This is a genomic window from Pseudomonas sp. LBUM1655, from assembly GCF_059716085.1.
In genome coordinates, this window is the sequence record NZ_CP166801.1 from 1,062,300 (window position 1) to 1,074,335 (window position 12,036).

The following is a 12,036-nucleotide window of genomic DNA, read 5'->3' on the forward strand; positions in this document are numbered from 1 at the left end:
AAAAGATCAGTGGAAGCTGTCTACAGGTCAGCAATGCGCATTGAGAGCCAATCGCAACTTCTTGGCTCAGGCTGTTAATATCGCCGCTCATTTTTTAAGTTTCAGGATCAGATTGATGAAAGTCGCCATCCTCTCCGGTTCGGTCTACGGCACCGCCGAAGAAGTCGCCCGCCACGCCCAGAACCTGCTGAAAGCCGCCGGCTTTGAAACCTTCTACAACCCGCGCGCCAGCCTGGCCGATATCCAGTCTTTCGCGCCTGAAGCGTTTCTCGCGGTGACTTCTACCACCGGCATGGGCGAATTGCCGGACAATCTGCAAGCGCTGTATTCGACCATTCGTGATCAATTGCCGGCCGCCTGGCGCGGTTTGCCGGGCGCAGTGATTGCCTTGGGCGATGCCAGCTACGGCGATACCTTTTGCGGTGGCGGTGAGCAAATGCGTGAACTGTTCGCCGAGCTTGGCCTGCGTGAAGCGCAGGACATGCTGCGTATCGACGCCAGCGAAAGCGTCACCCCGGAAACCGACGCCGAGCCTTGGTTGGCGCAGCTGATCGATACACTCAAGGGTTGATCGGCCGCTCGCGCACCAGGGCCAGCCAGGCTTGTGCAGCGTTCGACAGATAAGCGCCCTGACGCCAGATGAACGCGATGTCCCAGCGCAAATAGTCCGGCGCTCGCAAGGTCAGGCGCACCACGCCGGGTCGCACCAGGCCGCGCGCGACCACGCTGGGCAACAGCACCACGCCTTGCCCGGCAGCCACCAGTGCCGCGAGAAAATCCGCTTGACCACTGCGTCCACCTTCTTTGGGTGTGAAACCCAGTTGCTGACAGGCCTGCAGCAAACGGTCGTTGAGCACAAAGCTGCGCTGATACAGCAGAAACGGCGTGTCGGCCAACTCCTCCAGACCAATCTCACCCCGTGTCGCCAATGGGTGATCCATCGGTAACAGGGCGTCGAGTTTCTCGTCGCAGAACGGCTGAAAGTCGAACTGTGGATCTTTCGGCAACAGGCTGCCGCCCAACTCCAGTTCACCGCTCAACACCGCTTGCTCAATGTTGCGACTACCCCCCTCAAGCAACTGAATGCTGATGTTCGGGTAGCGTCGGCGGTATTCGGCAAACAGTCCGGCAAACAGTGCATCACTGCCCAGCAGTGGCAAACCGAGGCGTAATTCGCCACGGGCCAGATGACTGAGGTCGTCCAGTTCAACGAGCAACTCATTGCGTAAGCGCAGCATGCCTTCGGCCCGTTGCAGTACCACGCTGCCGGCGGCGGTCAGGCGCAACTGTGAACCCAGCCGTTCGAGCAACGGCGTGCCGAGGCTCTGTTCCAGTTGCGCAACTTGTTTACTCACCGCCGATTGACTGATGTGCAGGGTTTTCGCGGCTTGAGTAAACCCGCCCTGATGCATGACTTCGACAAAACTGCGTAGTTGTTTGAATTCCATTCGCCTGATTCCGTTTTGGAATGGCTTTGAGTCTAACAATTCGCTTCGGGGATGGGAGGTCGCTTCGTAAAATGAGCTCCAGTCAGGAGCAAAACCATATGAACGTCGCCACCCTTAAGTATCTTTCCCGTTTATTCGCCGAGCTGGCCGTGTTGCTCGGCCTCTACCTGCTCGGCTGCCAACTCGCCACGTGGCTGGCCCTGCCGATTCCCGGTGGCGTGATCGGCATGGCGCTGTTGCTGCTGACGTTCGCCTTTGGCTGGATCAAACCCGCAGCGCTGCAACTGGGCGCAGGCTTACTGATGGCCGAGATGTTGCTGTTTTTCATTCCGGCGCTTATGAGCCTGCTGGATTACGGCGCGCTGTTGCGCAATGACGGCTGGCGGATTCTGCTGGTAATCGCCGCCAGCACATTGATGGTGATGCTGGTGACGGCGTTCACCGTGGAGTTGGCTGTCCGCATGAGGCGTTCCCATGAAGCTTGAACTGATGCCGATGTTCTGGCTCGCCTTCACCCTGTTGACGTACCTGTTCAGCCGCTGGATTTATCGCCGCACCGGGCGATACCTGTTGTCACCGCTGATTCTGGTACCGGTGCTGCTGCTGGCGCTCGCCGTGCCGCTGCACACTGCTTACGCCGAATATTCGAGCAACACCCATTGGCTGATGCTGGTGCTCGGGCCAGTCACCGTCGCCTTCGCCGTGCCGATCTGGCAGCAGCGGCGCCTGCTGATGCGACACTGGTCAGCATTGCTGCTGGGCATGGTGGCCGGCAGTGCGGCATCGATCGGCACTTCGTTCGTTCTGGCCAAGGCATTGGCGCTGGACAGTTCGGTAACGATGTCACTGGTGCCGCGTTCGATCACCACGCCGTTCGCCATGCCGCTGGCGCAGGACTTGGGTGGAGTGCCGGAATTGACCGCAGTGTTCGTGATGTTCACTGGCGTATTCGGTGCGATGCTGGGTGGCGTGCTTTTGAAGTGGTTGCCGTTGCGCAGCGCCTTGGCGCGTGGCGCGCTGTTCGGTGTCGGCGCGCACGGTGCTGGTGTCAGTCGGGCGCATGAAGTCGGCGGCGAAGAAGGCTCTGTGGCGGGTCTGGTGATGGTGTTGACCGGGTTGCTCAACCTGTTCGCCGCGCCGTTGTTGGCGTCGTTGCTTTGACCTGGATCCAAGGTGTTTGCGTTGCTGACCCGCTCAGTCATCAAGCTGGCTGGCAATGCAACTACGCGATCGACTGCGCCTGACTAGACTGCACAGACGTGTAAAACAAGAAGAACGCAGAGGTGCATACAGTGAGCGTAGCCCCCGTCCAATCGTCCCTTAATGTCAAAGACCAGGTCAGCGCCGCGGAATGGCAGACCCGAGTCGATCTCGCCGCCTGTTATCGTCTGGTCGCATTGCATGGCTGGGACGATCTGATCTTCACCCATATTTCCGCCAAGGTGCCGGGCACCGAAGATTTCCTGATCAATCCGTTCGGCCTGATGTTCCACGAAATCACTGCGTCGAGCCTGGTGAAAGTCGATCAGGCCGGCAATAAACTCATGGACAGCCCTTACGAAATCAACCCGGCGGGTTACACCATTCACAGCGCCGTACACGAAGTACGGCACGATGTGGTTTGCGTGCTGCATACACACACGGCCTCGGGTGTGGCGGTGTCGGCGCAGAAGCAGGGCGTGTTGCCGATTAGCCAGCAATCATTGTTCGTGCTGTCGAGCCTGGCCTATCACGGCTATGAAGGTGTTGCGCTTAACCACGAAGAGAAGGCGCGCTTGCAATCCGACCTGGGCGAGAACAATTTCCTGATGCTGCACAACCACGGTCTGCTGACTTGTGGCGGCACCATCGCCGATACCTTTCTGATGATGTTCACCTTCCAGCGCGCCTGCGACATCCAGGTGATGGCGCAGACCGGCGGCGCTGAACTCATCGCCATCGAACCGCAGATTCTGGCGGGCGCCAAGGCGATGATCGCCGGCGTCACCAAAAGTGCTCAAGGCATGGGTGGCGCGCTGGCCTGGCCGGCGCTGCTGCGCAAACTCGATAAACAAGACCCCGGATATAAACTCTAATGCCTCTTGCCGAGATTCCTCTGTGTGTCTGGCGCAAACGCAGCCAGACGTTTGTCTTTCGTGGCCAGCCGATCCGTTACTGGACGACGGGGCAGGGCGAGCCGCTGCTGCTGATCCACGGCTTCCCGACCGCCAGTTGGGACTGGCATTACCTGTGGCAGCCACTGGCCCAGCGTTATCGGGTGATCGCTTGCGACATGCTCGGTTTCGGCGATTCGGCCAAACCGGTCAATCACAGCTACAGCCTTCTTGAGCAGGCCGATCTGCAACAGGCGTTGCTTGCACATTTGCAGGTCGAGCAACCGGTGCACATCCTCGCTCACGACTATGGCGATAGCGTCGCGCAGGAACTGCTCGCGCGGCATTACGAAGAGCAGATCGAGGTTGCCAGTTGCGTGTTTCTCAACGGTGGGTTGTTCCCGGAGACCCATCGCCCCGTATTAATGCAAAAACTGCTGCTCAGCCCATTGGGCTGGATGATCGGCCGCGCGTTTACCCGCGACGCGCTGGTGAAAAGCTTCCGCCAGATCTTCGGCCCGCAGACCGGCCCAAGCGAAAGCGAACTGGATGATTTTTGGAGCCTGATCGACAGCAATCACGGCCCGCGGATCATGCACAAACTGATCGGCTACATTCCTGAGCGCCGCGTGCAACGTGACCGCTGGGTGGCGGCGATGCAGCGCGGTGAAGTGCCGTTGCGGGTAATCGATGGTGAAGTCGATCCGATCTCTGGCGTTCACATGGTCGAGCGTTACCGCGAACTGATTGCCGATGCAGACACCGTGCTGTTGCCAGGCATCGGCCACTATCCGCAGACCGAAGCGCCGGCGCAGGTGCTCAAGCATTACCTGGCGTTTCGCGAACGCTTCGTGCTGCCACCGCGCAAAGTAGCGTGTTCCTGAAAGGTCTATAGATCGCAGACGGCGGCGATCTATTGATCTGGCTCCGCATCATCCCCCAGCCTTATCGCGCACCATTCAGCCCCAGCCGTGTTTGTTGTGACCGAAAGCCCCGTGCCTGACACTCGGAGAACTGTCCCTGGGCCTGCTGGAGTTGCCGTGATGAATGAGTCTGTGCGTTTCGAAGATAAAGTCGTAATCGTCACCGGAGCCGGTGGTGGCCTCGGACGCGCACACGCATTGTTGTTCGCCAGACAGGGCGCCAAAGTGCTGGTCAATGACCTCGGCGGCTCCACTCAGGGCGAAGGCGCCAACGCTTCTGCGGCCGACCGAGTGGTCGCGGAAATTCGCGAAGCCGGCGGCATCGCCGAAGCCAACCACGACTCGGTCACCGACGGCGACAAACTCGTACAGAACGCTCTCGACGTCTTCGGCCGTGTCGACGTAGTGGTCAACAACGCCGGGATCCTGCGCGACAAGACCTTCCATAAAATGGAAGACGCTGACTGGGATCTGGTCTATCGCGTTCACGTCGAAGGCGCCTACAAAGTTACCCGCGCCGCGTGGCCGCACCTTCGAGAGCAAAACTATGGTCGCGTGATCTTCACGGCTTCCACTTCAGGCATCTACGGCAACTTCGGCCAGTCCAACTACGGCATGGCCAAGCTGGGTCTGTACGGCCTGACCCGTACGCTGGCCATCGAAGGCCGCAAGAACAACATCCTCGTCAACGCCATCGCGCCAACCGGCGGCACGCGTATGACCGAAGGCCTGATCCCGCCGCAAGTATTTGAGCAACTGAAGCCGGAACTGGTCAGCCCGTTGGTGGTGTACCTGGCGAGCGAGCAGTGCCAAGAGACTTCCGGGCTGTTCGAGGTCGGAGGTGGCTGGATGGGCAAAGTGCGTTGGGAACGCAGCTTGGGCGCCGGGTTTGATCCACGGGTTGGATTTTCGCCGGAAGATGTGGCGGCGCATTGGCAACAGATTTGTGATTTCGAAGGCGCGGCGCATCCGAAGGACAATATCGAGGCGCTGAAGGAAATGATGGCGAATTTGCAGAAGTATTCGCTCTGATTTCTGCGCAGCAACCGACAGGGCTCAGTCGAGCCCTGCCATCTCCCCGCTAAAATCTCCCTTCCCGGCAAAATCCATCACCCATAAAAAAGGCCGCTGCAAACGCAGCGGCCAAGGTAAGACGTTGGATCAAGGAGCTACAAATCAACGTCAGTGAACACCAGGGTGATCAACCGAACACCTTCGATTGATCTGAAATCTGTCAGCAATGGCCTGATTTACTCAGTAGCCAAGGCTAGGGGCTTTGCGGCGTATCCCGTGAAAGCCCGCTCAGAATACGGATTTGAATCTGTAGGAAAAATAGCGATTCCGGACATGCACTGTTACGGGGCATGCAACAGTGCCTCGCACCATGCGTTGCGCTGATGATCAACTATCCAGCCGACTCATGACTCGCGCAAAGCCCCGCTCCGCAAAGCCATTCATCCTTTCGAGTGACAACACGAATACCTCCTTGGTGCGCTTATCGACCCGTTCGCCCGGCAGTAGGGTGGGGCCTTCTGTCACTCACCGGGGAAGACGCATGACAAAAACAACAATGCGCGCCATCTTCACACCGCAGGCGCTGGCAGCCGCGGTGGCTCTGGGTTGCTGTGCCCAGGCGCAGGCGGTTTCGTTCAACATCGGGGAAATCGAGGGCACGTTCGATTCGTCGCTGTCGGTGGGGGCGAGTTGGGGCATGCGCGATGCCGACAAGTCGCTGGTCGGCACGGTCAACGGTGGTACCGGGCAATCCTCGACCGGTGATGACGGGCGCTTGAACTTCAAGAAGGGCGAGACCTTTTCGAAAATCGTCAAAGGCATTCACGATCTAGAACTGAAGTACGGCGACACCGGTGTGTTCGTGCGTGGCAAGTACTGGTACGACTTCGAACTCAAGGATGAAGACCGCGAGTTCAAACAGATCAGCGACAAGGGCCGCAAGGAAGGCGCCAAGTCGTCCGGTGCGCAGATTCTCGATGCGTTCGTCTATCACAACTATTCCATCGGCGATCTGCCGGGCACTGTGCGCGCCGGCAAACAAGTGGTCAGTTGGGGCGAAAGTACTTTCATCGGCAACTCGATCAACAGCATCAACCCGATCGACGTCTCGGCGTTCCGGCGTCCCGGCGCGGAGATCAAGGAAGGCCTGATTCCGGTGAACATGCTGTTCGGTTCGCAAGGCCTGACGGATCAGTTGACCGTTGAAGGCTTTTATCAACTGGAGTGGGACCAGACCGTACTCGACAACTGCGGCACGTTCTTCGGCGTCGATGTGGCAGCGGACGGTTGCAACAGCGGCTACACCGTCGGCAATCCGGCGATTGCGCCGTTGGTGCCGTTGACCACGGCATTTGGTCAGGGCATTCAAGTCACCCGCGAAGGCGTAGTGATCCCCCGTGGCGGCGACCGCGATGCGCGGGATTCCGGGCAGTGGGGCACGGCGTTGCGCTGGCTGGGTGACGACACCGAGTACGGCCTGTACTTCATGAACTACCACAGCCGCACGCCAACAGTGGGCACCACCACCGCAGGGCTTTCGACCCTGGCGGCATTGCCGGGCATGGTCGGCATCGCCAACGGTCTTGCGCCCGGCAGCGGGTCCGGACTGGCGCAGAGCGTGATGCTCGGGCGCGGTCAGTACTACCTTGAGTATCCGGAAGACATTCGTCTGTACGGTGCGAGCTTCTCCACCACATTGCCCACCGGAACGGCATGGACCGGCGAGATCAGTTATCGGCCCAACGCTCCGGTGCAGGTCAGTACCAACGACCTGACTCTGGCGCTGCTCAATCCGATTGCCGGCGGCGCGGCTTCGCCGATCGCGACGACGCCAGGTTCCGACAACAAGGGTTACCGACGCAAAGAGGTCACCCAGATCCAGAGCACTCTCACGCACTTTTTCGATCAGGTGTGGGGTGCTCAACGCCTGACTCTGGTCGGTGAAGCAGCGGTGGTGCGGGTCGGTGGTCTGGAGTCTCGCAGCAAGCTGCGTTACGGCCGCGACTCGGTGTACGGCCAGTACGGTTTCGGTGGCGATACCGACGGCTTCGTCACCTCGACTTCGTGGGGCTACCGCGCCCGGGCGATCCTCGATTACGCCAACGTGATCGGCGGGATCAACCTCAAACCCAACCTGTCGTGGTCGCATGACGTCGCCGGTTACGGCCCCAACGGTTTGTTCAACGAAGGTGCGAAAGCGATCAGCGTCGGCGTCGATGCCGATTACCGCAACACCTACACCGCGAGCCTCAGTTACACCGACTTTTTCGGCGGCGATTACAACGTCCTCGAAGACCGTGACTTCGTGGCCCTGAGCTTCGGCGTGAACTTCTGATCTGCCCGAGAAGGATGAAAGCAATGCGCAAAATGATTCTGCAATGCGGTGTGCTGGCCCTGAGTCTGTTGGCGGCCAACGTGATGGCGGCAGTGTCGCCGGATGAGGCAAACAAACTCGGCACCAGCCTGACCCCGCTCGGCGCCGAGAAGGCCGGCAACGCTGACGGTTCGATCCCGGCATGGACCGGTGGCATCCCGAAGAACGCCGGTGCGGTGGACAGCAAAGGCTTTCTCGCGGACCCGTTCGCCAGTGAAAAACCGTTGTTCACCATCACTGCGGCCAACGTCGACCAGTACAAGAGCAAGCTTTCCGACGGCCAGGTAGCCATGTTCAAACGCTACCCGCAAACCTACAAGATCCCGGTTTATCCGACCCACCGCACCGTCGCCGTGCCGCCGGAAATCTACGAGTCGGCCAAGCGCAGCGCACTCAACGTTACCAGCATCAACGACGGCAACGGCCTCGCCAATTTCACCGGTAATCGCTATTACGCTTTCCCGATTCCGAAGAATGGCGTCGAGGTGTTGTGGAACCACATCACCCGATACCACGGCGGCAATCTGCGCCGAATCATCACCCAGGTCACGCCGCAAACCAACGGCAGCTACACGCCGATCCGCTTCGAAGAAGAGATCGCCGTGCCGCAACTGATGAAGGATATCGATCCGGAAAAAGCCGCCAACGTGCTGACCTTCTTCAAGCAGTCGGTGACCGCGCCGGCACGGCTGGCCGGCAACGTGCTGTTGGTGCACGAAACTCTCGATCAAGTGAAAGAACCGCGTCTGGCGTGGATCTACAACGCCGGGCAGCGCCGGGTACGCCGCGCTCCGCAAGTCGCATATGACGGCCCGGGCACCGCCGCTGATGGCCTGCGTACGTCGGACAACTTCGACATGTTCTCCGGAGCACCGGATCGCTACGACTGGAAACTGGTCGGCAAGAAGGAAATGTACATTCCCTACAACAGCTACAAACTCGATTCGCCGAAGTTGAAATATGACGACATCGTCAAGGCCGGGCACATCAATCAGGATCTGACCCGCTATGAATTGCACCGGGTCTGGGAAGTGATCGGCACGGTCAAGCCGAGCGAGCGACACATCTACGCCAAGCGCCACATGTACATCGACGAGGACAGCTGGCAAGTGGCGCTCGCCGACCACTACGACGGTCGCGGGCAACTGTGGCGCGTCGCCGAAGGTCACGCTCAGTACTACTACGATCACCAGGCTCAGGCCTACACCCTCGAAGCGCTCTACGACATCATTGCTGGCCGATACATTGCCCTGGGGATGAAGAACGAAGAGAAGCACAGCTTCGAATTCGGCTTCGAAGCCAAGGCTGCCGACTACACGCCATCGGCCCTGCGTGCCGAGGGGGTGCGGTAACGTTTCGGATACATCGACTGAACAAAAGGCGACCGCACGGTCGCCTTTTTTATGGCCGCCAATCAGCGTGCTGAATACTTATCAACAAGCGGTTTGGAGAGGGCTAGGGTGAGCCAACAACTATAAAAAGGTTCAACCGATGACCGCCATGACGCCGTGTCTGGATCGCCCCGGATTTCTGCCCAGACTGTCCGCCCATCATCAGGCACGCTCGCGATTGAGCGAGCCGTTGCTTGAGTCGATGGCGCGGGTCAGGCTGATCTGCGCTCCTGCGGGCAGTGGCAAGAGTGCGCTGCTTGCCGAGTGCCTGCTGCAGGCGCCGCCACGCTGCGAGGTCGGCTGGTTGCCGTTGGCAGGCGCGGCATTGAGTACCAGTGAATTTTGTCTGCGACTGGCGCAGGCGTTGGGGCTGGCCGAAACAACGGAGTCCGCTCTGGTCGCTGCGCTGAGTCGCTGGTCGAGGCCGACCTGGCTGTTTATCGATGACTACTGCCGCCTGCCGGATCCAGCGCTGGACGCGTTGCTTGATCGGTTATTGACGGTCAGCAGTTCTGCGTGCGTCTGGTGGATCGGCACGCGTAGACGCCCGCAATGCAACTGGCCACGCCTGCTGCTCGATGATGAACTGTACGAGTGCGAAAGCCCGACGCTGGCGCTCACGCAAGCAGAAATTGCCCATGCGCTGAAGCACTTGCCCGCCGAGCAGGCGAGCGACCTGTCCGCGCGAATCTACCAGCGAACCGCAGGCTGGTGCGCCGGGGTCCGCATGGCGCTGTTGCGCAAATGCGATTGGTCGCAGACAACTGAACCACAGCAACGCGTCGATACGCTGCTCGACTACCTGCAACATGAACTCTTCAGTGGCCTCACGCCGGAACTGACCGAAGTCTGGCGCGTGCTCGCACAAATGCCGCGCTTCAATGCTCAACTGTGCGAGCACTTGTTCGGCGCCGGGGAGGGGGCTGTACACCTGCGCACATTGCAAATGCTTGGCTGCTTTATTGAGCCCTGGAATGATTCTGCGGACTGGTCGCACATTTTTCCGCCGCTGTCTCGCGTCGTGCGCGAGGAACATTGGCCGTCGCGCCGTACATGGCATCGACGCGCCTGTCAGTGGTTCAGTGCCGCACGGGATTGGCGCTCGGCATTTGAACAGGCGTTATTGGCAGAAGAATATGAAGCCGCAGTCAGCCTCCTGCAGCACTTCAGCTTCGAGCAGTTGTTTGAAGAGCAAACCGTCGTGTTATTGGTGCAGTTGCACGAGCAACAAGGTGTGGAGTTGACCCTGAGCACCCCGCAACTGGTCGGGCTGATTACCGCTGCGTTGCTCTTTGCCGGTCGTTTCGAACAGGCAGCGAAATGCATCGGGCACCTGGGGCGGTTCATGCCGCAGCCTTCGCCAGCGCTTGAGCGGCAGTTGATTGCGCGTTGGCAAACGTCGCAAGGCTGGTTATTGCATTTGGAAGGGCGGATGGAGTCCGCTCATGAACACTTTTCGCAAGCGCTGGAGGTACTCGATCTCGAGAACTGGATCGCTCGGGTGATGTGTTTGTCAGGGTTGACCCAGCAGGCTCTGTTGCGCGGGGAGCTGGATCTGGCCCACGCGCTGAATCGCCAGGCGCTATGTCTGGCGCGGGCGCAAGGCTCGCTGGTTTTCGAAGCACTGCTTGAACTCGATCACGGACAATTGCTCGAGCAGCGCGGCGCTGCACCTCGGGCTGAAAGTCTGCTGGCGGGCGTGCATGATTTGCTCGCCCGGCAGCCGAACCGGCTGAGCCCTTTGCTGGGACGGATTGCCTTGCGTCGCGGGCGCCTTGCGCTGAGTCAGGGGCTGGATGCCTCGGCGGCTGCGTTTTTCCAGTCGGGGCTGGACGATTGCAAGCGCAATCAAGACAAGCGGGTTTTGTATGGTTATCTGGGACTGGCGCAACTGGCTGCCAACGAGGCAGATTATCAAAAGGCGTTCGTATGGCTGCGTGATGGTGAGCGTTTGATGCAGCAAAGGCAGATTCCGGAAACGGTTTATCGGGGAGTGCTGTTACAGGTCAGCAGCCTGTTCTGGTTACAGCAAGGACGTCCCGAGCTGGCATGCGAGGCCATGACACGTCTGCTGCGACACTATCAAGGATCGGATGCCTTGCAGGCACCGCCGGCGACACTTGAGCTGATTCCGCGGGTTGAGTATTTGCTGATCCTTGCACAAGTTGGGCTGCGTACGGCGCTCAATCCGATCGGTCGTCTCCAGCTTTTGCTGGAGGCGGCACATCAACGCAAAATGCTTGGGCTGGAAACCGACCTTCATCTGGTGTTGGCCGAGGCTGCCTTTATTCTAGGCGATCAGCTTTCGGCGCGGCGTCACTTACAGAAGGGGCTGGAAATGGCCAGTCACCATGGTTTGCATCAGGCGTTACGTGAACTGAAACTGCGTCAACCTGATTTGTTGAAAGAATTGAATAACAAGGTCGTAGATTCGCCCAGTGCCAGGAAACTGATTGATAGCGGTCTGCTCAGTCTCCGCGAGTTGGAAGTTTTAGGTCTGATCGCCAAGGGATATTCAAATCAACAAATTGCGGATCAGTTGTTTATTTCTCTACATACGGTAAAGACCCACGCCAGACGCATACATGGAAAGTTAGGTGTCGCACGACGAACTCAGGCGGTGGCGTGTGCCAAGTCAATGGGTATGGTGTTGTAGTGTTTTTGTTACATGTAATTTTTAGAAAGGGATGGGTTTGCTCTTTGTAATAAAGAAGACTGAATGTAAGCGTCAAGGTCTGGTGGTAGGCGGATTTTAGTTGTTGGCGGTGTCGGTATGAAGAAATAATTAATTTG

At 59.0% G+C, this 12,036-nt stretch carries 10 protein-coding genes; 9 read left to right on the top strand and 1 reads right to left on the bottom strand.

Going from position 1 to position 12,036, the window contains the following annotated elements:
* Nucleotides 1-115 precede the first annotated feature (115 nt).
* Complete coding sequence (locus tag ACA074_RS04625; protein ID WP_497678515.1) at nucleotides 116-571, top strand: flavodoxin; 456 nt, start codon at nucleotides 116-118, stop codon at nucleotides 569-571.
* On the opposite strand, the gene ACA074_RS04630 is transcribed toward ACA074_RS04625, so the two are convergent.
* On the bottom strand, nucleotides 561-1,448 hold the full coding sequence (locus ACA074_RS04630) for a LysR family transcriptional regulator (RefSeq protein WP_401267915.1): 888 nt from the start codon (nucleotides 1,446-1,448) through the stop codon (nucleotides 561-563). The two genes, ACA074_RS04625 and ACA074_RS04630, sit on opposite strands and share 11 nt — an antisense overlap.
* Before the next feature lie 98 nt (nucleotides 1,449-1,546).
* On the opposite strand from ACA074_RS04630, the gene ACA074_RS04635 reads away from it, so the two are divergent.
* The 8 genes from ACA074_RS04635 (at nucleotide 1,547) to ACA074_RS04670 (ending at nucleotide 11,899) form a co-directional block, all read left to right on the top strand.
* Nucleotides 1,547-1,933 carry a CidA/LrgA family protein gene (locus ACA074_RS04635; protein WP_497678516.1) on the top strand — a complete coding sequence of 129 codons (387 nt, stop codon included), beginning with the start codon at nucleotides 1,547-1,549 and terminating at the stop codon, nucleotides 1,931-1,933.
* Nucleotides 1,923-2,609 carry an LrgB family protein gene (locus tag ACA074_RS04640; protein WP_497678517.1) on the top strand — a complete coding sequence of 229 codons (687 nt, stop codon included), beginning with the start codon at nucleotides 1,923-1,925 and terminating at the stop codon, nucleotides 2,607-2,609. Before ACA074_RS04635 ends, ACA074_RS04640 begins: the two co-directional genes overlap by 11 nt.
* A gap of 131 nt (nucleotides 2,610-2,740) precedes the next feature.
* A complete protein-coding gene (locus ACA074_RS04645) occupies nucleotides 2,741-3,523 on the top strand; it encodes a class II aldolase/adducin family protein (RefSeq protein WP_187676818.1) in 783 nt (260 codons plus the stop codon).
* Nucleotides 3,523-4,425: an alpha/beta fold hydrolase gene (locus ACA074_RS04650; protein WP_187676819.1), complete on the top strand. Its 903-nt coding sequence runs from the start codon at nucleotides 3,523-3,525 to the stop codon at nucleotides 4,423-4,425. Before ACA074_RS04645 ends, ACA074_RS04650 begins: the two co-directional genes overlap by 1 nt.
* 159 nt (nucleotides 4,426-4,584) lie before the next feature.
* Nucleotides 4,585-5,496 carry an SDR family oxidoreductase gene (locus tag ACA074_RS04655; RefSeq protein WP_497678518.1) on the top strand — a complete coding sequence of 304 codons (912 nt, stop codon included), beginning with the start codon at nucleotides 4,585-4,587 and terminating at the stop codon, nucleotides 5,494-5,496.
* A gap of 523 nt (nucleotides 5,497-6,019) precedes the next feature.
* Nucleotides 6,020-7,813 carry a DUF1302 domain-containing protein gene (locus ACA074_RS04660; RefSeq protein WP_489879216.1) on the top strand — a complete coding sequence of 598 codons (1,794 nt, stop codon included), beginning with the start codon at nucleotides 6,020-6,022 and terminating at the stop codon, nucleotides 7,811-7,813.
* Nucleotides 7,814-7,836: 23 nt separating this feature from the next.
* The gene (locus tag ACA074_RS04665) at nucleotides 7,837-9,204 is read left to right on the top strand and encodes a DUF1329 domain-containing protein (RefSeq protein WP_187676822.1); all 1,368 of its coding nucleotides are present in this window, start codon (nucleotides 7,837-7,839) and stop codon (nucleotides 9,202-9,204) included.
* Nucleotides 9,205-9,343: 139 nt separating this feature from the next.
* Nucleotides 9,344-11,899 carry a LuxR C-terminal-related transcriptional regulator gene (locus ACA074_RS04670; RefSeq protein ID WP_497678519.1) on the top strand — a complete coding sequence of 852 codons (2,556 nt, stop codon included), beginning with the start codon at nucleotides 9,344-9,346 and terminating at the stop codon, nucleotides 11,897-11,899.
* Nucleotides 11,900-12,036 lie beyond the last annotated feature (137 nt).